This is a genomic window from Stenotrophomonas sp. SMYL20 (genome assembly GCF_036320045.1).
Taxonomy (GTDB): domain Bacteria; phylum Pseudomonadota; class Gammaproteobacteria; order Xanthomonadales; family Xanthomonadaceae; genus Stenotrophomonas; species Stenotrophomonas maltophilia_A.
This window is the reverse complement of sequence record NZ_JAWIRT010000009.1, coordinates 148,488-169,419: the sequence shown is the minus strand read 5'-3', so window position 1 is coordinate 169,419 and position 20,932 is coordinate 148,488. Positions and strand designations below refer to the sequence as shown.

The 20,932-nt window shown below is 67.1% G+C and carries 24 protein-coding genes; 16 read left to right on the top strand and 8 right to left on the bottom strand.

Going from position 1 to position 20,932, the window contains the following annotated elements:
* Positions 1–133 precede the first annotated feature (133 nt).
* From tesB to V3B48_RS09160, 3 genes are all read left to right on the top strand, one after another.
* Positions 134–1,042, top strand: a complete 909-nt coding sequence (gene tesB / locus V3B48_RS09170; protein WP_008265305.1) for an acyl-CoA thioesterase II — start codon at positions 134–136, stop codon at positions 1,040–1,042.
* Between the two features lie 4 nt (positions 1,043–1,046).
* Positions 1,047–1,556, top strand: a complete 510-nt coding sequence (locus V3B48_RS09165; RefSeq protein WP_329893576.1) for a pathogenicity-like protein — start codon at positions 1,047–1,049, stop codon at positions 1,554–1,556.
* A gap of 206 nt (positions 1,557–1,762) precedes the next feature.
* The gene (locus V3B48_RS09160) at positions 1,763–2,980 is read left to right on the top strand and encodes a sigma-70 family RNA polymerase sigma factor (RefSeq protein ID WP_201118408.1); all 1,218 of its coding nucleotides are present in this window, start codon (positions 1,763–1,765) and stop codon (positions 2,978–2,980) included.
* Positions 2,981–3,031: 51 nt separating this feature from the next.
* On the opposite strand, the gene V3B48_RS09155 is transcribed toward V3B48_RS09160, so the two are convergent.
* Entirely contained in the window at positions 3,032–3,595 is a 564-nt protein-coding gene (locus V3B48_RS09155) for an EF-hand domain-containing protein (protein ID WP_329893575.1), read from the bottom strand.
* A 156-nt stretch (positions 3,596–3,751) separates the two neighbouring features.
* Between V3B48_RS09155 and V3B48_RS09150 the strand changes: the two genes are divergently transcribed.
* Positions 3,752–4,507 carry an arginyltransferase gene (locus V3B48_RS09150; RefSeq protein WP_329893574.1) on the top strand — a complete coding sequence of 252 codons (756 nt, stop codon included), beginning with the start codon at positions 3,752–3,754 and terminating at the stop codon, positions 4,505–4,507.
* Between the two features lie 38 nt (positions 4,508–4,545).
* Entirely contained in the window at positions 4,546–5,751 is a 1,206-nt protein-coding gene (locus V3B48_RS09145) for an endonuclease/exonuclease/phosphatase family protein (protein ID WP_329893573.1), read from the top strand.
* Positions 5,752–5,822: 71 nt separating this feature from the next.
* Here V3B48_RS09145 and purT read toward each other — a convergent pair whose 3' ends face one another.
* Positions 5,823–7,010, bottom strand: coding sequence for a formate-dependent phosphoribosylglycinamide formyltransferase (gene purT, locus V3B48_RS09140; protein ID WP_329893572.1), 1,188 nt, complete (start codon positions 7,008–7,010; stop codon positions 5,823–5,825).
* A gap of 137 nt (positions 7,011–7,147) precedes the next feature.
* On the opposite strand from purT, the gene V3B48_RS09135 reads away from it, so the two are divergent.
* Genes V3B48_RS09135 through V3B48_RS09110 form a run of 6 tightly spaced genes read left to right on the top strand, consistent with a single transcriptional unit; the run spans position 7,148 to position 10,170 of the window.
* Entirely contained in the window at positions 7,148–8,029 is an 882-nt protein-coding gene (locus tag V3B48_RS09135; protein WP_329893571.1) for an SPFH domain-containing protein, read from the top strand.
* Positions 8,030–8,074: 45 nt separating this feature from the next.
* A complete protein-coding gene (locus tag V3B48_RS09130; RefSeq protein ID WP_065178114.1) occupies positions 8,075–8,254 on the top strand; it encodes an Arc family DNA binding domain-containing protein in 180 nt (59 codons plus the stop codon).
* Positions 8,251–8,430 (top strand): DUF4177 domain-containing protein, encoded by a 180-nt coding sequence (locus V3B48_RS09125; RefSeq protein ID WP_032127598.1) that lies wholly within the window; start codon positions 8,251–8,253, stop codon positions 8,428–8,430. Before V3B48_RS09130 ends, V3B48_RS09125 begins: the two co-directional genes overlap by 4 nt.
* A 3-nt stretch (positions 8,431–8,433) precedes the next feature.
* On the top strand, positions 8,434–9,027 hold the full coding sequence (locus V3B48_RS09120; protein ID WP_032127599.1) for a PH domain-containing protein: 594 nt from the start codon (positions 8,434–8,436) through the stop codon (positions 9,025–9,027).
* A gap of 9 nt (positions 9,028–9,036) precedes the next feature.
* Complete coding sequence (locus tag V3B48_RS09115) at positions 9,037–9,846, top strand: M15 family metallopeptidase (RefSeq protein WP_201118403.1); 810 nt, start codon at positions 9,037–9,039, stop codon at positions 9,844–9,846.
* Between the two features lie 30 nt (positions 9,847–9,876).
* Positions 9,877–10,170 carry a hypothetical protein gene (locus V3B48_RS09110; RefSeq protein ID WP_032127601.1) on the top strand — a complete coding sequence of 98 codons (294 nt, stop codon included), beginning with the start codon at positions 9,877–9,879 and terminating at the stop codon, positions 10,168–10,170.
* Positions 10,171–10,227: 57 nt separating this feature from the next.
* Here V3B48_RS09110 and V3B48_RS09105 read toward each other — a convergent pair whose 3' ends face one another.
* The 4 genes from V3B48_RS09105 to V3B48_RS09090 form a co-directional block, all read right to left on the bottom strand.
* Positions 10,228–10,599, bottom strand: coding sequence for a DUF423 domain-containing protein (locus tag V3B48_RS09105; RefSeq protein ID WP_019659313.1), 372 nt, complete (start codon positions 10,597–10,599; stop codon positions 10,228–10,230).
* 103 nt (positions 10,600–10,702) lie between these two features.
* Positions 10,703–11,776, bottom strand: a complete 1,074-nt coding sequence (locus tag V3B48_RS09100) for an SRPBCC family protein (RefSeq protein ID WP_032127602.1) — start codon at positions 11,774–11,776, stop codon at positions 10,703–10,705.
* 234 nt (positions 11,777–12,010) lie between these two features.
* On the bottom strand, positions 12,011–12,652 hold the full coding sequence (locus V3B48_RS09095; protein ID WP_006424175.1) for a response regulator transcription factor: 642 nt from the start codon (positions 12,650–12,652) through the stop codon (positions 12,011–12,013).
* Positions 12,652–13,854 (bottom strand): sensor histidine kinase, encoded by a 1,203-nt coding sequence (locus tag V3B48_RS09090; protein WP_049461775.1) that lies wholly within the window; start codon positions 13,852–13,854, stop codon positions 12,652–12,654. The genes V3B48_RS09095 and V3B48_RS09090 overlap by 1 nt, the downstream gene beginning before the upstream one ends.
* A 153-nt stretch (positions 13,855–14,007) precedes the next feature.
* Between V3B48_RS09090 and V3B48_RS09085 the strand changes: the two genes are divergently transcribed.
* From V3B48_RS09085 to V3B48_RS09065, 5 genes are read left to right on the top strand one after another with little or no spacing between them, the layout of a single operon-like run.
* The gene (locus tag V3B48_RS09085) at positions 14,008–14,604 is read left to right on the top strand and encodes a GNAT family N-acetyltransferase (protein ID WP_032127604.1); all 597 of its coding nucleotides are present in this window, start codon (positions 14,008–14,010) and stop codon (positions 14,602–14,604) included.
* Positions 14,550–15,398: a septum site-determining protein MinC gene (minC, locus tag V3B48_RS09080; protein ID WP_050509775.1), complete on the top strand. Its 849-nt coding sequence runs from the start codon at positions 14,550–14,552 to the stop codon at positions 15,396–15,398. The genes V3B48_RS09085 and minC overlap by 55 nt, the downstream gene beginning before the upstream one ends.
* Positions 15,399–15,433: 35 nt before the next feature.
* Complete coding sequence (gene minD / locus V3B48_RS09075) at positions 15,434–16,243, top strand: septum site-determining protein MinD (protein ID WP_010483375.1); 810 nt, start codon at positions 15,434–15,436, stop codon at positions 16,241–16,243.
* Positions 16,244–16,245: 2 nt separating this feature from the next.
* Positions 16,246–16,506, top strand: coding sequence for a cell division topological specificity factor MinE (minE, locus tag V3B48_RS09070; RefSeq protein WP_004148073.1), 261 nt, complete (start codon positions 16,246–16,248; stop codon positions 16,504–16,506).
* A gap of 46 nt (positions 16,507–16,552) precedes the next feature.
* Positions 16,553–17,032 carry a hypothetical protein gene (locus tag V3B48_RS09065; RefSeq protein WP_329893570.1) on the top strand — a complete coding sequence of 160 codons (480 nt, stop codon included), beginning with the start codon at positions 16,553–16,555 and terminating at the stop codon, positions 17,030–17,032.
* Positions 17,033–17,258: 226 nt separating this feature from the next.
* Here the strand turns inward: V3B48_RS09065 and V3B48_RS09060 are convergent, their stop codons facing one another.
* Entirely contained in the window at positions 17,259–18,503 is a 1,245-nt protein-coding gene (locus V3B48_RS09060) for a DUF819 family protein (RefSeq protein WP_285303396.1), read from the bottom strand.
* A gap of 141 nt (positions 18,504–18,644) precedes the next feature.
* Complete coding sequence (locus tag V3B48_RS09055; RefSeq protein WP_329893569.1) at positions 18,645–20,723, bottom strand: S9 family peptidase; 2,079 nt, start codon at positions 20,721–20,723, stop codon at positions 18,645–18,647.
* Between the last annotated feature and the right edge of the window lie 209 nt (positions 20,724–20,932).

The following is a 20,932-nucleotide window of genomic DNA, read 5'->3' as shown; positions in this document are numbered from 1 at the left end:
GCCCCCCCCGGCCGCCCCCCCCGCCCCCCCCCCCCCCCCGCCCGGGGGGGCCCCCCCCCCCCCCCGCCACTACCAATGATGGACTGGCCTGCAACGGTATAATCGGGGCCTCTTCATTGCTGTGGCCGCCCCCTTGAACGACACGCCCGAACCCGTCGTCTCCGAGCTGATCGACCTGCTCACCCTGGAGCGGCTGGAGGACAACCTGTTCCGCGGGCAGAGCCGCGACATCGGCACCAAGTACGTGTTCGGCGGCCAGGTGCTGGGCCAGGCGCTGGCTGCGGCGCAGGCCACGGTCGACAACGGGCGCCACGTGCACTCGCTGCACGCCTACTTCCTGCGCGCCGGCAACATCGACCACCCCATCGTCTACGACGTGGACCGTACCCGCGACGGCGGCAGTTTCTCGGTGCGCCGCGTCACTGCGATTCAGCACGGCAAGGTGATCTTCTTCTGCGCGGCCTCGTTCCAGCAGGCCGAGACCGGCGCCGAGCACCAGCACAAGATGCCCGAAGTGCCGCAGCCGGAAGACATCGAACCGAACCGTCCGCTGCCGGCCGAAGTGCTGGAGCGGCTGCCAATCAAGGTGCAGCGCTGGCTGTCACGCGGCGGCCCGTTCGAGTTCCGCCACGTCTACCCGCGTGACGAACTCAACCCGCCCAAGCGCCCGCCCTACCACCAGGTGTGGCTGCGCCTGAGCGAGCCGGTCGGCGATGCCCCGGAGCTGCACCAGGCACTGCTGGCCTATGCCTCCGACTTCCACCTGCTGGGCACCGCCACGTTCCCGCACGGCATCAGCTACTACCACCCGCACGTGCAGATGGCCTCGCTCGACCACGCGATCTGGTTCCACCGGCCGTTCCGCGCCGATGACTGGCTGTTGTACTCGCTGGACAGCCCCAGCGCGCAGGATTCGCGCGGCCTGGCCCGCGGCCAGTTCTTCACCCGCAACGGCGTACTGGTGGCCAGCACCGCGCAGGAAGGCCTGATCCGCGTGGTTCCCGACCAGGCCGCGGCCGCCGCCGTGCCGGCCAAGGATTGATCCGATGCGCCAGATCTTCAGCAGCCAGCGCGTGGAAACCGTCGAAGGCGTCGCCGAGCTCCTGCGCGAGCATGGCATCGACGTCAAGGTGACCAACGGGCGCTCGTACAAGACCCGTCGCCGCGGCCAGTTCAGCTATACCGACCTGGGCAACGCCAACGCCTACCCAGCGGTGTGGATCGTGCGCGCCGACGACCAGCCGCGCGCGCGTGAAATCCTGCGCGAGGCGCGACTGCTCGACACCACCCGCCGCGACCATCCGACCGCCGAATTCGCCTTCCGCGACGCGCCGGAACAGGGCAGCGGTGGCCGCAGCTGGGCCTGGCGCATCCGCATCGCCCTGCTGGTGGTGATCGCCGGCGTGGCGCTGGTGATCGGCCTGCGCCATCGCGGCGCCCCGGCGCCGGCCGCACCGGCCCCTGCCCCGCAGGCCCAGCCGCAGCAGGCGCAACCGGCCCCGCAGGCCGCACCGGAAGAGGAAGAAGTCCGGGTCCGCATCCAGCCCTCGAAGTGACGCACGGGTAGTGCCGGCCGCTGGCCGGCAGCCGAAAAGGGGACGGAGGGGATTAAGTCGTTTGAGGCACAAACGACTTAATCCCCTCCGTCCCCTTTTTTGTCATGAGGTTGCCGGCCAGCGGCCGGCACTACCGTGCAGAAGACCGGTCACATTCGGCGCGCGGCTCCGTCTTGGGACACAATCCCAGCAGGAGAGCCGCCGCCATGACGACGTTCGCCGCATCGATCGACCAGACACTGGAACGCGAACTGCCTGCCGCCGCCAGCGGTTGCCAGCACGCCTATGGCCGCATCGTGCTGGCCTGCCAGAACACGGTTACCGCCATCGCGCTGGCCATCACCCGCGATCGTCAGGCCAGTGAGGACATCGCCCAGGAGGCCTTCGTGAAGGGCTGGCAGCAGCTGCACCAGCTGCGCAGTTCGACCAGCTTCCTGCCCTGGCTGCGGCAGATCACCCGCAACCTGGCCCGCGACTGGCTGCGCGCGCAGCGCGGCCGGCCGCTGACCGGCGAGGCCGCCGAGGTGGCGATGGGCATGGCCGCCGACCCGGCCCCGGGCGCGGCCGACCGCCTGCAACGGGTGGAAGAGGAAATCGCCGCCGAGGACATCATTTCCGCGTTGCCGGCCGACAGCCGCGAAGTGCTGCTGCTGTACTACCGCGAAGGCCAGCGTTCGCAGCAGGTGGCTGACCTGCTCGGGCTCAGTGACGCCGCCGTGCGCAAGCGCCTGTCGCGTGCCCGCGCCCTGGTGCGCGACGGCCTGCTGCAGCGCTTCGGTGAATTCGCGCGCAGTAGCGCCCCGAGCGCGGCATTCGCCACTGCCGTGGTATCGATGGTGCTGGTGGCTGCGCCCGGCACCGCAAGCGCCGCGATCCTGCTCGGCACCGGCGTCGGCATCGGCGGCAGCAAGCTTGGCCTTGGCGGCGCCAGCGCTGCGGGCGGCACCGCGATGGGCTCGCTGACTGCCACGCTGGGCCAGCTGCACGTGCTGCCGGCCGAAAGCTGGGGGGCGGTGATCGGCGGTGTGGTCGGTGGAGCGATCGGCAGCTATTTGGGCGGACGCTTCCTGATGTCGTACACCGAAACGGCATCCGAGCGCGCCGACGTGCGCCGCTTCCTCTACCTCAACATCATCACCGGCATGTTCTGGTGCCTGGCGATCCTGCTGGCTGTGATGCTGCAGGCGCCGGTCTGGACGCAGCTGACGGTGCTGGCGGTAGGCCTGGGCGTGGTCAACTACCAGTGCCTGGTGCCGCTGCAGCGGGTGATGGCACCGATGATCGCGCGCGATTCGGCCCGCCGCGGACGCACCGGCATCAACTGGAAGTTCGAATCGATGTACGGCCGCACCGGCATCATCGCGATGAACCTGATGGTCATCGCGCTTGTGGTGTACTCACTGATGCGCAGCGGCCGCCTGTAACGGACAACGCCGGCAGTGCGCCGGCGTTGTCGTCATTCACTGCGTTGAACCTCAGCGCTGCGGCTTCGGCGCCGCGCCATCGCGCGGACCGCCGTGGCGCTGGCCACCGTGCATCGGGCCCTTGGCCGCGTCGAACTCGGCCTTGCTCAGCTGGCCATCCTTGTTGGTGTCGGCGGCGGCGAACCAGGCATCACGACGCTGCTTCATGCGCAGCTCGCGGTCGGCCTTGTCCAGGTAACCGTCCTTGTTGAGGTCGAGCTCGTCGAAGCGCGCGGCCAGGCGCGGATCGGCCTTGGCTTCCTCGCGGCTGATGCGGCCGTCCTTGTTGACGTCCAGCTTGGCCCAGCGCTCACCGCCGTGGCCACCACGGCGACCGTGCTGCCAGCGCGGCAGCTCATCGCGCGAGAGCTTGCCGTCCTTGTTCTTGTCCAGCTCGTCGAACTTCGCGGCCAGGCGCGGGTTGGCAGCGGCTTCGCTGCGGTCGATGACGCCGTCGCCGTTGGTGTCCAGCTTGGCCGGGCGCTGCGCCGGCGCAGTCGGGGCATCGGCGGCCAGCGCGATACCGGTAGCGGAAGTGCCGAGCAGCAGGGCCAGCAGCAGGGGGGTACGGATCATGAGGTCACTCCTGGGGATGGGAACAGCGTCGGGGTGATCACTTCACCCTCGGGGAACAACAACGCCCGGGCGCGACATCGGTTGACGCCGCCGCCAGTTCCATTCATCCGGCGGACAGTCGCCGCCACTGCGACAGGCTGGGGCTATGCTGTGCCCATGGCGATACACGGCGACAGAGACGACGAACTGCGACTTTTCCAGACCGGCGAGCACCCCTGCGGGTACTGGTCGGACCGGGTGGCGCGCGACCTGGTGCTGGACCCGCACGATCGCCGCCTTGGCGGCCTGTACCCGCTGGCGCTGAGCTGGGGCTTCCGCCGCAGCGGCGATCTGGTCTACCGGCCGCATTGCGCGCACTGCCAGGCCTGCGTGGCGGTGCGCATTCCGGTGGCGCGCTTCGCCCCGGACCGCAGCCAGCGCCGTTGTGCCGCCCGCAATGAAGACCTGGAGGTGCGGATCACCGCCGCCACCGCCCGCGACGACCTGTTCGCGCTGTACCACCGCTACCTCACCCACCGCCACGCCAATGGCGGCATGGATGACCACGGCCCGCACGAGTTCGAGCAGTTCCTGATCGGCAGCTGGTCGCACACCCGCTTCATGGAGATGCGCCTGCCCGGCCACGACGGCCAGCCCAGCCAGTTGCTGGGTGTGGCGGTGACCGACGTCACCGAGCACGGCCTGTCAGCGGTCTACACCTTCTTCGACCCGGACCATGCCGCGCGTGGGCTGGGCACCTTCGCGATCCTGCAGCAGATCGAATGGGCCCGCCGCGAGGGCCTGCCGCACGTATACCTGGGCTACTGGATCCGCGGGCATCAGAAGATGGACTACAAACGGCGCTTCCATCCGCTGGAAGCCTACGACGGCCGCCGCTGGCACGATTTCGACGACGAACTGGACGGCCGCTGACAAACCACTGACACCGGGCCGGGTGCACAATACGGCGCATGAACCTCCGACCCCAGACCCTCGCCCTGGCCCTGCTCTGCGGCGCCACCGCCCCCGCCTTCGCCACATCCCCTGCGATGACCGAAAAGCCGTCCGCTGCGCTGCGCCTGGCCACCTACAACACCTCGCTGTACTCCGATGACGCCGGTGGCCTGATCAAGGAACTGGAAGGCGACAGCGAGCACGCACGCAAGATCGCCGCGGTGCTGCAGCAGGTGCGCCCGGATCTGGTGCTGCTGAACGAATTCGATTTCGACGACGCCCACCGCGCCGCCGACCTGTTCCAGAAACGCTACCTGGAAGTGGCCCAGCCCGGCGGCGGCAAGCCGCTGCACTTCGCCTACCGCTACCTGGCCCCGGTCAACACCGGCGTGCCCAGCGGCCTGGATCTGGACAACAACGGCGTGGTCGGCGGCGAAGGCCGCAGCCGCGGCAACGATGCCTGGGGCTACGGCCTGCACCCGGGCCAGTACGGCATGCTGGTGCTGTCGCGCTACCCGATCGATGAAGCCAAGGTGCGCAGCTTCCAGCTGCTGAAGTGGAGCGCGATGCCGGGCGCGATCCGTCCGGTCGACCCGCGCACCGGCAAGAGCTTCTACAACGACCATGTGTGGTCGCAGCTGCGGCTGTCGTCGAAGTCACATTGGGACGTACCGGTGAAGACCCCGGCCGGCGTGGTCCACGCGCTGGTCTCGCACCCGACCCCGCCAGTGTTCGATGGCCCGGAAAAGCGCAACGCCGCGCGCAACCACGACGAACTGCGCCTGTGGCAGGAATACCTGTCCAAGGGTGACAAGCCGTGGCTGTGCGACGACAAGGGCCAGTGCGGCGGCCTGGCACAGGACGCGCGCTTCGTGATCCTCGGCGACCTCAACAACGACCCGATCGATGGTGATGGCCGCCATGAGGCGATCGTCGAACTGATCGAGAACGCCCGCGTGTTGCGCTACCCCACCCCGCGCAGCGTTGGTGGCGAGCAGACCAGCCTGGCCTATGCGGCCAAGGGCATCGAGCGCAAGGGCGCACCGTTCCACGCCACCGGCGATTTCGGCCCGAAGTCCGGCACCATGCGCCTGGACTACGTGCTGCCCTCCACCGGTTTCGAGTACATCGGCAGCGGCGTGTTCTGGCCGGCCAATGAAAGCCCGGAAGCGAAGATCGCCGATGGCAGCGACCACCACCTGGTGTGGGTGGATGTGAAATAACAGAAAGGGGACGGAGGGGATTAAGTCGTTTGTGCCACAAACGACTTAATCCCCTCCGTCCCCTTTTTGCTTTACGGGCGCAGTTCGACGCCGATGGCGTCGGCGGCATCACGCGCGATGGCGCGCGCTTCGTCGAGGGTTTCCGCGCGCGCCAGGGTCACGCCCACGCGGCGGTGGCCATGCACGCTCGGCTTGCCGAACAGGCGCACGGCGGTGTCCGGCACCTGCAGTGCGGCGGCGACGTTGTTGAAGTACGGCACGCCCTCGCCATGCGCCAGCAGCGCGCACGAGGCCGACGGGCCGCTCTGGCGGATCACCGGGATCGGCAGGCCGAGGATGGCGCGCGCGTGCAGCGCGAACTCGCTCAGTTCCTGCGAAACAAGCGTCACCAGGCCGGTGTCGTGCGGGCGCGGCGACACTTCGCTGAACCACACCTCGTCGCCCTTCACGAACAGCTCGACACCGAACAGGCCCCAGCCACCGAGGTCATCGGTGATCGCGCGCGAAATCTCTTCGGCACGCGCCAGCGCCCTGCTCGACATCGGCTGCGGCTGCCAGCTCTCGCGGTAGTCGCCGTCCCTCTGCAGATGGCCGATCGGCGCGCAGAACGAGGTGCCGCCGGCATGGCGCACGGTCAACAGGGTGATCTCGTAGTCGAAATCGATGAAACCTTCGACGATGCAGCGGCCGGCACCGGCACGGCCACCGGTCTGCGCGTAGTCCCAGGCCGGGGCGATGTCCGCCTCGCTGCGCAGCGTGCTCTGGCCCTTGCCCGAGGACGACATCACCGGCTTGACCACGCACGGCAGGCCGATGGCGGCCACGGCGGCGCGGTACTCGGCTTCGGTATCGACGAAGCGGTAGGGCGAGGTCGGCAGGCCCAGGGTCTCGGCGGCCAGGCGGCGGATGCCCTCGCGGTCCATGGTCAGGCGGGCGGCGCGCGCGGTCGGGATCACCCGCAGGCCCTGCTCCTGCTCCAACTGGACCAGGGTCTCGGTATGAATGGCCTCGATCTCCGGCACCACCAGGTGCGGCTGCTCCTGGGCGATCAGCGCGCGCAGGGCCATCGCATCCAGCATGTCGATCACATGCGAGCGGTGCGCGACCTGCATGGCCGGGGCATCGGCATAGCGGTCGGCGGCGATCACTTCCACACCCAGCCGCTGCAGCTCGATGGCCACCTCCTTGCCGAGTTCGCCCGAGCCCAGCAGCAGCACGCGGGTGGCGGAGGGGGACAACGGAGTTCCAAGCTTGGCCATGGCGGTTCCAGCAGCGATGTGAAGGCGGGTGGGCATTCTAGCTGGCCGGGCACCCCGGCCATGGCATCCGACGAACGGTAGTCGATAAGTGATATCACTTTGATATCTTCATTCCGAACCCTCAAGGACGTACCGCCATGAAAGAGAAGTCGCTGTCTTCGCTCAACGGCCTCGGCACGCTGGCCGGCGCCCTGCTTGTCGCCCTCGCCGGCGGCGCCCTGTTCGTACTGGGGGTAGCAGCCAAGGCCAGCACCGGTTCCCCCAACCTGCTGCTGATGCTGGCCGGCATCCTGGTGGCGGCGCTGGCGATCTTCGCCCTGGCCGGCCTGTACACCGTCCAGCCCAACCAGGCGGCGGTGCTGAGCCTGTTCGGCAAATACGTGGGCACCGTGAAGGACAACGGCCTGCGCTGGAACAACCCCTTCTACGCCAAGCGCCGGGTCAGCCAGCGCGTGCGCAACTTCGAGAGCGGCAAGCTGAAGGTCAACGAGCTGGACGGCAGCCCGATCGAGATCGCCGCGGTCATCGTCTGGCAGGTGGTCGATGCCTCCGAGGCGGTCTACAACGTGGACGACTACGAGAGCTTCGTGCACATCCAGTCCGAATCGGCGCTGCGCGCGATGGCCACCAGCTACCCCTACGACCAGCATGAGGATGGCCAGCTGGCCCTGCGCAGTCATGCCAGCGAGATTTCCCTGCACCTGAAGAACGAACTGGCCGAGCGCCTGGCCGACGCCGGCGTGCAGGTCATCGACGCACGCATCAGCCACCTCGCCTACGCCGCCGAAATCGCCCAGGCGATGCTGCAGCGGCAGCAGGCCAACGCGGTGATCGCCGCACGCACGCGCATCGTTGCCGGTGCGGTCGGCATGGTCGAGATGGCCCTGGCCGAACTGCAGAAGAACGGCGTGGTGCAGCTGGACGAGGAACGCAAGGCGCACATGGTCAGCAACTTGCTGACCGTGCTGTGCTCGGACCGCGGCACCCAGCCGATCGTCAATGCAGGCTCGCTGTACTGAGCCACCCTCGCAACGGGGCGCCCCACCGCCCCGCCAGGAGCCCCCATGAGTGAGAAGAAAGCCTATCCGCTGCGCATCAATGCCGAGGTCCTGGCCGCGGCGCAGCGCTGGGCTGATGACGAGCTGCGCAGCCTCAACGCACAGATCGAGTACGTGCTGCGCGACGCCCTGCGCAAGGCAGGACGCCTGCCGAAACCCACGCCATCGTCGGAGGACAAGGAATGAGCAAGCGCTGGAGCTACCAGACCATCGAGGTCAAGACCTCCATGATGGGCGTACTCAAGGCCGAGGATGTCCAGGCCGAGCTGAGCCGGCAGGGCCAGCTGGGCTGGGAGCTGGTCAACATCATCATCCCGGCGCCGATGCGCCCGGCGATGCTGGTGTTCAAGAAGGAGGCCTGAACCATGGGCGGCAGTGACCCGAAACCCTTTGACGTGGCCGAGAGTTCGCCGCTGCGCGTGCTGTGGATCGTGCTGCCGCTGCTGGCTGCCTTCGTGGCCTGCCTGTATGCGCAGCTGTACAAGGCACCGGCGAACGCACCCTGGATCGAAGTAACGCTGTCGCCGCCCTGGTTCCGGATGGGCGGCAGTGCGGCATGGAGCCTGATCGTCATCGCTGTACTCGCTGTCGGGCTGGGGGCCGCATTCTTCCGCCGCCGGGTGGAGCTGGCCGGCAACGTGCTGGACGTGCGCTCGACGATGTACCGGCGGCGCGTGCCGGTGGCGCAGCTGCGGCTGGACCAGGCCGAGGTGGTCGACCTGCAGCGTGACCGCCGCTATGGCATCCGTGTCAAAACCAATGGCTATTCAATGCCGGGCTTCTACTCGGGCCACTTCCGCCTGCAGGGTGGCGGCAAGGGCTTCGCGCTGGTCACCGACCGTGCGCGTGTCCTCGCCCTGCCGGTCAGTGATGGCAGCACGCTGCTGCTCAGCGTGGACCGGCCGCAGGCGCTGCTCGATGCGCTGCGCAAGGTGGCCGCGTCGGCACCACGGCAGTAAGCTGAGGCGATGCAACGACGCCCGCCCCTGCTGATCAATACCGAGGCCATCGAGCTGTGGCCCGCCCACCTGTTGCGCGCACGCAGCAACCTGGATGCACGCCTGCTGTCGCAGGCGCAGTGGGTGCTGCGGCGCAAGCGTGATGGCCGCTATCTGGCGGCGGTACTGCCGCACGGCGTGCATTCGATGGTGCCGCGCCTGCCGCGCGAGCCCGGGGTCGAGGATGCACTGGCGCTGCTGGACACCGCGGCTGCACGGCCCTTCGGCGCCGGACTGGAAGATCAGTGGCTGCCGCTGGCCGGGTTGCAGCAGCGCCTGCAGCAGCTTGGCCTGGACCCGCAGCGCTACGCCGACGACAGCGGCCTGCCGCTGGAACCCGAACCCTGCCTGCTGCATTTTGCCGGCCGCGATCGCTTCGCCCGCCCGCTGTGGCTGCGCCGTGGCGCCGCGCAGGGCTGGCGACGGATGCGACTGCATGCGGCACAGGATGGCATTGCGCTGGACGCCATCTCCGGCTTCCGCAGCCATGCCTACCAGTTGGGCATCTTCGAACGGAAGCTGGCGCGCGGCTTCAGCGTGGCGGAGATCCTGAAGGTCAATGCCGCCCCGGGTTTCAGCGAACACCACAGCGGCCACGCGCTGGACATCGGCACACCGGGCGACGCCCCGGCCGAAGAATCGTTCGAAGCCACCGACGCGTTTGCGTGGCTGCAGGCGAATGCCGGTGGGCATGGCTTCCAGCTGAGCTACCCGCGCGACAACCCGCATGGGATCGTCTACGAACCTTGGCACTGGTGCTGGAGACCGGCCAACGGCTGAGCCCCTCGTGGCGGCTGCACGGCGAACTTCATGGAGCTGTCCGGGCGGATTCCGCGTGTGCCCGCCACGAAATGGGACAAGAAGGCAAAGGCAAAGCTCGAAGCCCCTGTAACGGATCAGCGCGCAGCTGTTGGGTCCGCCTTCAAGCGAGCCGAGCACCGCAGGTCCGACGAGGGCGAAGAGGTGCGGGTGTCTGAGCGCAGCGAGTTCCCGCACCGTCCCTCGACGGGCCGAGGAGCACAGGGGACCGGTGCGCAGCACCGGCTCGCGGCCGGCGGCGCGTTTCTTTTGGTTACTTTTCTTTTCGCGCGAAAAGAAAAGTAACGCCCATGAACCCTTAGGATCGCATCGGCATGGATCGAAGCGACAGCCCTGCGACCGTCACCGCCTCAACGCATTGATCGCCAGCAGCACCCATCCAGCCATCATGCTGGTGCCACCGATCGGTGCCATCCGTGTCGGCCACTGCCACAACGCACCGCCCACCAGGCTGCCGGAAAACAGCAGCACGCCCAGCAGCAGCACGTACAACGCCAGGTGCGCGATCGCGCCCTGCGCGCGCGGCCCGAGCGCCACCAGTACCGCGCCATGCGCGAACGCATAGAGCGCCGCCATGTTCAGATGCTGCTGCGCCAGCGGGTCGGCCACACCGTGCGAGGCATAGGCCGACAGGCCGATAGAGGCGGCGGCCAGCAGCGCCCCCAGGCAGGCCAGCAGTGATGGCTTACGTGCGCGACGTTCGAGATTGAACATGTGGGCTCCTTGCGCAGCGCCCTTGCCGGGCGCCAGATGAAAAAAAACGCGCCGCAATGAGCGGCGCGTTTTCGTGTCCAACACTACATGGGTCAGCCGAGGCTTACTTGACGGCCCAGTAGATGTCGTAGGTCGCTTCCGGCGTGAACGACTTGTCCAGACCGTCCTTCCAGGTTTCGTACGGGCGATCGACCACTTCCGAACCGTTGGTCACAGCCCAGGCACGCAGGCCGTTGCGGGCCACGTCCAGACCCGCCATGTGGCCGGTGTAGGCGGCATGCGCCGAACGGTGCGGGGCCACGTGCACGTACTTGACCGGAGCGCCGCCGTCGATCTTGACGGTCAGCTCTTCAGCGGTGGCACCTTCAGCACCCTTCTTCTTCACCGGCTGGGCGATGTCGAAGGCGTACTTCTCCTGACCGAAATCGGTGGTGATGATGCGGAACGGACCGGCGGCTTCAAGGCCATTGGCCTCCATCACGCGCTTGATCCACTCCTGGTTGTCCTTGATGGACTTGGTGATCGTGTCCTGACCGCGGTCCACGTTACCGGCGTTGACGACCAGCAGGTCTTCAGCCGGCACATTGACGATGGCCAGATCGGTCAGCGGTGCTTCCGGGGTGCGGTAGTCCACGTTCGGGACGCTGGCCAGCATGTTGGCCATACGCGACAGACCCATCTTGATGTCGTCGCCGATCTGGCGGCTGACATACAGGCCGGCATAACGGCCGAACAGGTCGAAGCCGTACTTCACCGAGTAGTCCTGGGTGATCTTGACGTTGCGGCCACCCTTGCCGGTCGGCTCCAGCGTGAAGGTGGTGATCTTGTCGTGACCCTTGGTGGCGTCATCGATGGCGATCGCAACACGCTTGTTCTCTTCGGCTTCGGTGATCTTCCAGGAACCGGTGCCCAGGTCCTTGGAGGTGAAGTCGAGAGTGGCACCGACGCCGGAGGCCGGGCCGGACAGCTTCAGTTCAACGGCGGGATCGCGCAGTACCAGCGGGTTCCAGTCCTTGAAGCGGCGCAGGCTGCTGACCGTGTCGTACACGATCGTCATCTTGCGGTTGGTCTCGATGCTTTCGGTGATGTGACGCTCGCCCGGCAGACATACGCCAATGATGACGAACAGGCCAGCCACGATCCCCAAGGCGATCAGGAACTCGATAATACGGGTCATTCAGAGAGTCTCCGGGGCCGATCCCACGGCCGGGTTGATTGAAGCGAAGCGCCAATCCTAGCAGGCTTCGCGGGCATTGTTTATCGGGATTGGCGCACCGGTTTCCCTGCCGGCTGCGTATTTGTATGGACAAAGAATTCGAAGGGTACCGCATACCGATACCCGTGAAGTAGGGGGCAACCCCACCCGAGGGCCATGACTGGACCTCAAGTCATTGTCCTGAAAAGGTTTTCCTCAGACCAGCTGGAGTTCGAACGCCTTCAGTACGGCGCGCGTACGGTCGCGCACGCCCAGCTTGGACAGGATGTTGGACACGTGATTCTTGATGGTGCCTTCGGCCACACCCAGCGAGTTGGCGATCTCCTTGTTGGAGAAGCCACTGGCCATCAGGCGCAGGATCTCGGTCTCGCGGTCGGTCAACGGGTCCGGGCGGTCCAGGCTGACGAACTCGTTGCGCATGTGCTCCAGGCCGGACAGCAGGCGCTGGGTCACGGCCGGCTGCACCAGCGAACCGCCGTCGGCCACGGTGCGGATGGCACCGACCAGCTGCGCCAGGGTCACGTCCTTGAGCAGGTAGCCCTTGGCTCCGGCCTTGAGCCCGGCCAGCACCAGCTGGTCGTCATCGAAGGTGGTGAGGATGATGGTCGGTGGCAGCTGCTCCTGGCGCGACAGCACCTGCAGCGCCTCCAGCCCGGACATCACCGGCATGCGCATGTCCATCAGCACCACGTCGGGGCGCACCTGCGGTATCAGCTCGACCGCCTGCCGGCCATCGCCGGCCTCGGCCACCACCTCGATACCGTCGTCGAGCGCCAGCAGGGAGCGGATTCCCTGCCGCACCAGGGTTTGGTCGTCGACCAGGCAGACGCGAATCATCAACGCACTCCTTCAGGAACCTTGGTAAGGGCGGCCACCAGCACCGTTGCCGGCACCGTCGCCCGCAGCCGGAAGCCTTCACCGGGACGGGTTTCGACCTGCAGCTGGCCACCACATTGTTGCAGGCGCTCGCGCATGCCGCGCAAGCCATTGCCCACATTGACCATATCCGCGCCGACGCCGTCGTCGCGGGCCTCCACCACCACCCGGTCGGGGGCTTCACGGTACACCTTGATCCACAGGTGGCGGGCGCCGGCATGGCGCACCGCGTTGGTGATGATCTCCTGGGTACAGCGCAGCAGCACGTGGGCCCGCTGCGGGTCCTCCACGTTCAGCGGATCCTCGATCTCCAGCTGGATGTCCAGCGAGGGCACGTTCTCGGTCAGCGGGCGCAGCGCCGCCGCCAGATCGATGGCGCCGGTCTCGCGCAGCTGGCTGACCACCTCACGCACGTTGCCCAGCAGCAGCTTGGCCAAGGCATGCGAGCGCTTTACATGGTCCAGCGCCTGGCCCTCGGCCAGGTGACCGGCCACTTCGAGGTTCAGGGTCAGTGCGGTCAGCTGATGCCCCAGAAGATCGTGCAGCTCACGCGAAATGCGGGTTCGCTCGTTGACGCGAGCGCTTTCGGCCAGCAGGGCACGAGTGGCACGCAGCTCCGAATTGAGCCTGCGCTGCTCGTCGCGGGCCTGGGTCTGCTGTCTCGCGACAAGGCTGGTCACGAAGATGAACATGGAAAAGCCGCCATACAGCAGCGATTGCATCACGGCTTCGAACAGCGGGAAGTTCAGCAGTATGTAATAGACCGGGGCCACCGCCAGCTGGCTGACCAGCAGCCACAGCACGCACAGGCGCGCCGACAGCATCCACGGAATGACGCCGGCAGCCACCATCATCAGGATGCTGCCCAGGCCCGAACCACTGAGGAAACTGACGCCCAGCGCCGAAACCGTCAGCAGCAGCAGCAGGCCGCGGTCCAGCCAGGTGGTGTGACTGTCGCTGTCACTGCGCAGGAGGCGGGTCAGCCAGTAGTACGCGGCGCCGAAGGACAGGTAGGCGACGAACAACAGGATCGCCCAGCTGCCCATATCGCTGCGGCTGTGCAGGTTCTCGAATTGCGAGTACGCCAGTGGCAGGCCGACCATGACCCAGGTAAACAGGCCGGCCAGACGGAGGACGCGGGTATGGCTGAGGACTCCCAACATGCCAGCACTCTACGGGCCCGGCCCGCGTCGCGCACTCCCACGGAAGTCATGCATCCGAGGTCCCCTGTTCATGCCGCAGCCCACCCCGGGCATGCAATAATCGTGCGCAGGGTCCAATTTGACGGACCAACCGCGTTACCCCACGGAGTCACAATGTCGATTGTCATCCGCGACGTGCGCGAGCACGAGCTCGATTCCGTCCTGGCTTTGAACAACAACGCTGGCCTGGCCATCCTTCCCCTGGATGCGGCCCGCTTGCGCCTGTTCTACGAAACCGCTGAATATTTCCGCGTCGCCGAGCGCGACGGCAACCTGGCCGGCTTCCTGATCGGCTTCGGCAGCGACAGCCAGCACGACAGCAGCAACTTCGCCTGGTTCAAGCAGCAGCTGGACACCCCGTTCTTCTATATCGACCGCATCGTGGTCGCCAGCCGCCGTCGTGGCGGTGGCGTCGGCCGTGCGTTCTATGCCGACGCGCAGAGCTTTGCCGAGCTGCGCTACCCGCAGATGACCTGCGAAGTCTTCCTCGACCATGGCGCCGATGCCGCCCTGCTCTTCCACGGCAGCTTCGGCTTCCGCGAGCTGGGCCAGAACACCATGCCGCAGGTCGACGTGCGCGCCAGCATGCTGGCCAAGGAACTGTGCAGCTACCCGTGGGTCCAGGAGACCTACGGCGGCAAGCTGCCGGATGTGGCATGGACACGTGCCCGGCATCTGCCGGCGCAGGCACAGCGGCCGACGGGGACCTGAGCGTGGCGGTGAATTTCGATTACGAACAGGCCGGTGAACTGAAGATCGGCCAGGTGGGCATCGCCAACCTGCGCATCCGTACCCTTGATGTCGAACGCCTCGTGCAGGAAATGCGCGAACGCGTCACCCGTGCGCCGAAACTGTTCGGCCGCGCCGCGGTGATCCTCGACTTCGGCGGCCTGAGCCAGGTGCCGGACGTGGCCACCGCGCAGGCGCTGGTCGATGGCCTGCGCAGTGCCGGCGTGCTGCCGGTGGCGCTGGCCTATGGCACCAGCGCGGTCGACCTGCTCTCGCAGCAGCTCGGGCTGCCACTGCTGGCCAAGTTCCGCGCCCAGTACGAGCGTGCCGAGGCCGAGCCGGCCCCGCCGCCGCCGCCCGCGCCGGAACCGCGTCGCGCAGCCCGTGCCGAACCGAAGCCGGCACCGGCCACGCCGGTGGCCAAGGTTGCCGACGCCGCCGCACCGCAGCCGGGCCGCATGCAGCTGGGCAACGTGCGTTCGGGCCAGCAGCTGTACGCTGAAAACTGCGACCTGACCGTGATGGCCACCGTCGGCGCCGGCGCCGAGGTCATCGCCGATGGCAGCATCCACATCTACGGCACCCTGCGCGGCCGCGCGCTGGCAGGGGCACAGGGCAACACCGCGGCACGCATCTTCTGCCGTGATTTCCATGCGGAACTGGTCGCCATTGCAGGCCACTACAAGGTACTGGACGATGTCCCGGACTCCCTGCGCGGCAAGGCCGTGCAGGTGTGGCTGGAACAGGACCAGATCAAGATCGCTGCGCTGGACTGACGCAGCACCCAAACAGAATCATCAGGAGAAGTCCTTTGGCTGAAATCATCGTAGTCACCTCCGGCAAGGGCGGCGTCGGCAAGACCACTTCCAGCGCGAGCCTGGCCTGCGGCCTGGCACGGCGCGGCAAGAAGGTGGCGGTGATCGACTTCGACGTCGGCCTGCGCAACCTCGACCTGATCATGGGCTGCGAACGCCGCGTGGTGTACGACTTCGTCAACGTCGTGCACGGCGAAGCGACCCTCAAGCAGGCCCTGATCAAGGACAAGCGCTTCGAGAACCTGTACGTGCTGGCCGCCTCGCAGACCCGCGACAAGGACGCACTGACCCAGGAAGGCGTGGGCAAGGTCCTGAAGGACCTGGCCGCCGACGGCTTCGACTACATCATCTGCGACTCCCCGGCCGGCATCGAGAAGGGCGCCTTCCTGGCGATGTACTTCGCCGACCGTGCGGTGGTGGTGGTGAACCCGGAAGTGTCGTCGGTGCGCGACTCGGACCGCATCATCGGCCTGCTCGACTCGAAGACCCACAAGGCCGAGTCCGGCCAGGACGTGCCGGCCTTCCTGCTGCTGACCCGCTACACCCCGCTGCGCGTGGAAAGCGGCGAGATGCTCAGCATCGCCGACGTCGAGGAAGTGCTCGGCCTGAAGGCGATCGGCGTGATCCCCGAGTCGGGTGACGTGCTCAACGCCTCCAACAAGGGCGAGCCGGTCATCCTGGATGTCGAGTCCGCAGCCGGCCAGGCCTACGACGACGCCGTCGCGCGCATCCTCGGCGAAGAACGCCCGATGCGCTTCACCAACGTCGAGAAGAAGGGCTTCTTCAGCAAGCTGTTCGGAGGGTAAGCATGGGCCTGTTTGATTTCCTCAAAGCGAAGAAGACCACCGCCGAAACCGCCAAGAACCGCCTGCAGATCATCATCGCGCAGGAGCGCAGCAACCGCGGCGGCCCCGATTACCTGCCGCTGCTGCAGCGCGAGCTGCTGGAAGTGATCAAGAAGTACGTGAACATCGACGTCGATGCAGTGAAGGTCGACCTGGTGAAGGATGGCCAGCACGATGTGCTGGACATCTCCGTGGCGCTGCCTGAAGGCCCGGACAAACCCTGATGCTCTGCCCCGCCCGTGCCTGCACGGGCGGGGCTGCCTGACCCGCATGACCGATACGACAACCGCCGTGGACATCACCTGCGTGGGCGACATCGCCTTCGCTGATGCGCAGCGCCTGCTCGCCACGCATGGCCTGCAGCTGCACCACGTCGCGGCCGGTGAACCGATTCCCGGCAGCTACTGGGGCGAGCCCGAGGCCGGCATCATCGCCAGCAACGTGTACGTGCGCGATGACACGCCCGTGCACTCGATGCTGCACGAAGCCTGCCATCTGATCGTGCTGCCGCCGGAGCGGCGTGCGCAGGTGCATACCGACGCCACCGACTCGGTGGCCGAGGAAGATGCCACCTGCTACCTGCAGATCGTGCTGGCCGGGCAGCTGCCTGGCGTTGGCACTGCGCGGTTGATGGCCGACATGGATGCCTGGGGGTATACGTATCGGCTGGGGTCTACGAAAGCGTGGTTTGAAGAGGACGCCGAAGACGCGAAAGCGTGGCTGGTCGAACGCGGGTTGCCGGTGGCGTAAAGCCGCGGGCGCGGTTGGCCACGGGCGCGTGGCGACGCGCCGGACCTTGCGGCGCCCCTCTTTTCACTCGGCGCGGTTCGAGCAGGACGCCGAAGACGCGAAGGCGTGGTTGATCGAACGCGGATTGCCGGTGGCGTAACGCATCGGTAGTGCCGGCCGTTGGCCGGCAACCTCATGAACCCGTGCAGCATTACCTGGTTGCCGGCCAGCGGCCGGCACTACCCCATCAGTCCTGCCCTGCCAGCGCGCGAAGGGTAATGCCGACGATGTAGGCCAGGTAGGTGCCGGTGGCGTAGCCCATCGTGCCCAGCAACACGCCCACCGGCGCCAGGGCCGGATGGAACGCTGCAGCCACCACCGGCGCCGAAGCCGGGCCACCGATGTTCGACTGCGAACCGATCGCGAAGTAGAAGAACGGCACTTTCAGCAGCTTGCCCAGGCACCACAGCAGCGCGATGTGCACGGCAATCCAGATCAGGCCGAGCAGGAACAGCCACGGGCGGTCCAGCAGCGCCAGCAGATCCATCTGCATGCCGATGCAGGCAATCAGGAAGTACAGCAGCAGCGAACCCAGCCGCGAGGCGCCCGCACCTTCCAGCGTGCGTGCACGGGTGAAGCTCAGGCTCAGGCCCAGCGTGGTCGACAGCACCACCACCCACACGAACGGCGCATCCAGGCTGAACTGCGAGGCCCAGCTGACATTGGCCTTGAACCATGCTGCCAGCGGCGCACCGATCGCGTGTGACAGACCCACGCCGCCGAAGGCCACTGCCACGATCAGCATCAGGTCGGTGAGGCTGGGAACGCGCTCATGCTCGGCCTGGAAGCGCGCGATACGCTCCTTCAGCTCATCGATGGCCGACGTGTCGGCACCGCTGCGCGCGTCGATCTTCGCTGCGCGCCCGGCCAGGAAGATCAGCGCGGCCATCCACACGTAACCGACACCGACATCGACCACCGCGAACTGGCCGAACGTGGTGGCGTTGACGTCGAACACTTCGCGCATCGCCAGCATGTTGGCACCGCCGCCGATCCAGCTGCCGGCCAGTGCGGCCATGCCGGCCCAGGTGTCACCGGCCACCGTTTCCGGATGCAGCGCGCGCATCACCAGGAAAGCCACCACCGCACCCAGCATGATGCTGGCGGACGCACCCAGGTACATCAGCACCAGCTTCGGGCCGAGCCGCAGGATGCCCTTGATGTCCACCGCCAGGGTCAGCAGGATCAGCGCTGCCGGCAGCAGGATGTCGCGTGCGATCGGGTTGTAGAGCTTGGTGTTCTGACCGTCGATCAGGCCGACGGTGTTGTAGATGCCGGGAATCAGGTAGCACAGCAGCAGTGCCGGCACGAAGGTGTAGAAGCGTTTCCACAGGCCCTGCTCCCGCGAGGCAGTCCAGAACACGGCGCCCAGGGTGGCGGCGATCAAACCGAAGACGACGATGTCGTTCTGGATCAGGGCGGTCGAGGGCATGCAGGCGCTCTGGGTAGAGCCGGCCGCTGGCCGGCTGCTGTTGGCGGCAGATCAGGAAGGTGTGCCGACCAACGGTCGGCACCCACCGGTACAGCAGATGGCGAAACAAAAGCGCCGCCCCGAAGGGCGGCGCTGCAGTCATCAGTTGCCGATGTGCTGCTTCAGCCAGGCATTGACGGTGTCATGCCACAGGATGCTGTTGTTCGGCTTCAGCACCCAGTGGTTTTCATCCGGGAAGTACAGGAACTTCGATTCGATGCCCTGGCGCTGGGCAGCAGTGAACGCGGCCAGGCCCTGCTCGACCGGAATACGGAAGTCCTGCTGGCCGTGGATGACCAGGATCGGCTTCTTCCAGTCCGCCACGTGGTTGACCGGGTTGAACTTCTCGTAGTTCGCCGCCTTCTGGTACGGCGTACCGCCCTGCTCCCACTCGGTGAACCACAGTTCTTCGGTGGCGTAGCCCATCATGCGCTGGTCGAACACGCCGTCATGGTTGACCAGGCACTTGAACGGGCCGTTCCAGTTGCCGGCGATCCAGTTGACCATGAAGCCGCCGTAGCTGGCGCCCAGCGCACAGGCCTTGTCACCGTTGAGGAAGGAATACTTCTTCAACGCCGCATCCCAGCCCTTCTGCAGGTCTTCCAGCGGGCGGTCGCCCCAGTGCTGGCTGATCGCATCGGTGAAGGCCTGGCCATAGCCGGTGGAGCCGTGGAAGTCGATCATCACCACGGCGTAGCCCTGGCCCGCATAGGTCTGCGGATTCCAGCGGTAGCTCCAGCCATTGCCGAAGCTGCCCTGCGGGCCGCCGTGGATCAGGAACGCGACCGGGTACGACTTGCCTTCCTGGTAGTTGTGCGGCTTGACCACATAGCCGTGCACGGTGTCGTTGTTCCAGCCCTTGAACTCGAACTGTTCGTAGTCACCGAAGCTGACGTCCTTGAGCACGTCGCCAGCGGCCGGGGTCAGCGCGCGCAGCTCGCCGATGGCTTCGCCGGCGGCCGGCAGCAGGCCGACCAGCACCTGGTCGTTGCTCTTCAGGCTGTTGCGGGTGATCGCCACGCTGGTGCCGGCCACGTCCACCGAGGTCACGCTGCCGTCGCCGATCAGCTTGGTGGCCTTGCCGCTGGCCACGTCGATCTGGAACAGCGGGTGCTCGCCGAGGTCATCGGCGGTGGTGTAGATGCTGGCGCCGTCGGCGGACAGGGTGATACCGCCAGCCGAGCGATCCCATTGCGGCGCGATCTCACGGCTCTTGCCGCTGGCCAGGTCCATCGCCATCAGGCCGAAACGGTCGGCCTCGAAGCCCGGGCGCTTCATCGCACGGTAGAACAGGGTCTTGCCGTCGGCACTGAACACCGGGCCGGCATCCCAGGCCGGATTGGAGGCGGTCAGATTGACCGGCGCCTGCTTGCCCGCAGCGTCGAAGCGGTACAGGTCGAAGTTGGTCGACCACGGCTCCTGCTTGCCGGCCACGCGGATGCTGGCCACCACGCTGGCGCCATCCGGCGACCACGCGAAATCGTCATTGCCACCGAACGGCTTGGACGGTGCATCGCCGTCGATGGTCGCGCTCAGCGCCGAGGCGCCCTTGACCGCCCCGGCCTTGCCTGCCGGCAGCGGTGCCACGAACAGGGTGTTGCGGCGGCCGTCGTTCCAGGTATCCCAGTGGCGCACGAACAGCGAATCCCACACCTGGCCGCTGGCCTTGGCGTCCTTCTTTTCCTTCAGCTTCTTCTCGGTGCATGCCAGATCCGAGGCACAGGCCTGGAACACGCCGGCACTGAACAGCACGCGGTCGTCCTGCGGCGATACGTGGTAGCTGTCCACGTCCACCGGGAAGTCGGTCAGCTGACGCGGGGTGCCGCCGTTGATCGGCTGCGCGTACAGCTGCTGGCTGCCGTTCCTGGCGCTGAGGAAGTAGACGGTCTGGCCATCGGCCGACAGCGAAGCGGAATTGACGTTCCAGCCGGCCGGGGTGATCTGCTTGGGCGGTGCCGCATCGCGGGTACGCAGGTTGCGCGCGAACAGCGCGGTGGAGGCCTTCAGGTTGGCGTCCACGCTGCGCTTGGCGAACACCACAGTGCCACCGTCCGTGGTCAGTACCGGCGCGGAGACGCGGTCCATGGCCACCATGTCGCGGACTTCCAGGCCACGGGCAGCGGCAACGCTGGGCAGGGCAGCCAGCAGGCTCAGTGGCAGCAGGGCATGACGCAGTTTCATCGGGGTCTCCGCAGGACGGCAAAAAACCGATGGTAGGCCCGTGCGGCCGGGGCTGCCAAGGCCATCGGTCATGGCTGCGCGCGGGGTTGGCCCCGCCGCCAGAAAAAGCAAACCGCGCCGTAGCGCGGTTTGCGGTAGTGGGGGGGGGGGGGGGGGGCCCCCCGGGGCCGGCGGGGGGGGGGGGGGGGGGCGGGGCGGGCGCGCCGGCC

Coding starts and splice junctions, on each gene's coding strand:
- V3B48_RS09165 (WP_329893576.1), top strand. CDS start 1,047: ATGCGCCAGATCTTCAGCAGCCAGCGCGTGGAAACCGTCGAAGGCGTC.
- V3B48_RS09160 (WP_201118408.1), top strand. CDS start 1,763: ATGACGACGTTCGCCGCATCGATCGACCAGACACTGGAACGCGAACTG.
- V3B48_RS09155 (WP_329893575.1), bottom strand. CDS start 3,595: ATGATCCGTACCCCCCTGCTGCTGGCCCTGCTGCTCGGCACTTCCGCT.
- V3B48_RS09150 (WP_329893574.1), top strand. CDS start 3,752: ATGGCGATACACGGCGACAGAGACGACGAACTGCGACTTTTCCAGACC.
- V3B48_RS09145 (WP_329893573.1), top strand. CDS start 4,546: ATGAACCTCCGACCCCAGACCCTCGCCCTGGCCCTGCTCTGCGGCGCC.
- purT (WP_329893572.1), bottom strand. CDS start 7,010: ATGGCCAAGCTTGGAACTCCGTTGTCCCCCTCCGCCACCCGCGTGCTG.
- V3B48_RS09135 (WP_329893571.1), top strand. CDS start 7,148: ATGAAAGAGAAGTCGCTGTCTTCGCTCAACGGCCTCGGCACGCTGGCC.
- V3B48_RS09130 (WP_065178114.1), top strand. CDS start 8,075: ATGAGTGAGAAGAAAGCCTATCCGCTGCGCATCAATGCCGAGGTCCTG.
- V3B48_RS09125 (WP_032127598.1), top strand. CDS start 8,251: ATGAGCAAGCGCTGGAGCTACCAGACCATCGAGGTCAAGACCTCCATG.
- V3B48_RS09120 (WP_032127599.1), top strand. CDS start 8,434: ATGGGCGGCAGTGACCCGAAACCCTTTGACGTGGCCGAGAGTTCGCCG.
- V3B48_RS09115 (WP_201118403.1), top strand. CDS start 9,037: ATGCAACGACGCCCGCCCCTGCTGATCAATACCGAGGCCATCGAGCTG.
- V3B48_RS09110 (WP_032127601.1), top strand. CDS start 9,877: ATGGAGCTGTCCGGGCGGATTCCGCGTGTGCCCGCCACGAAATGGGAC.
- V3B48_RS09105 (WP_019659313.1), bottom strand. CDS start 10,599: ATGTTCAATCTCGAACGTCGCGCACGTAAGCCATCACTGCTGGCCTGC.
- V3B48_RS09100 (WP_032127602.1), bottom strand. CDS start 11,776: ATGACCCGTATTATCGAGTTCCTGATCGCCTTGGGGATCGTGGCTGGC.
- V3B48_RS09095 (WP_006424175.1), bottom strand. CDS start 12,652: ATGATTCGCGTCTGCCTGGTCGACGACCAAACCCTGGTGCGGCAGGGA.
- V3B48_RS09090 (WP_049461775.1), bottom strand. CDS start 13,854: ATGTTGGGAGTCCTCAGCCATACCCGCGTCCTCCGTCTGGCCGGCCTG.
- V3B48_RS09085 (WP_032127604.1), top strand. CDS start 14,008: ATGTCGATTGTCATCCGCGACGTGCGCGAGCACGAGCTCGATTCCGTC.
- minC (WP_050509775.1), top strand. CDS start 14,550: ATGGACACGTGCCCGGCATCTGCCGGCGCAGGCACAGCGGCCGACGGG.
- minE (WP_004148073.1), top strand. CDS start 16,246: ATGGGCCTGTTTGATTTCCTCAAAGCGAAGAAGACCACCGCCGAAACC.
- V3B48_RS09065 (WP_329893570.1), top strand. CDS start 16,553: ATGACCGATACGACAACCGCCGTGGACATCACCTGCGTGGGCGACATC.
- V3B48_RS09060 (WP_285303396.1), bottom strand. CDS start 18,503: ATGCCCTCGACCGCCCTGATCCAGAACGACATCGTCGTCTTCGGTTTG.
- V3B48_RS09055 (WP_329893569.1), bottom strand. CDS start 20,723: ATGAAACTGCGTCATGCCCTGCTGCCACTGAGCCTGCTGGCTGCCCTG.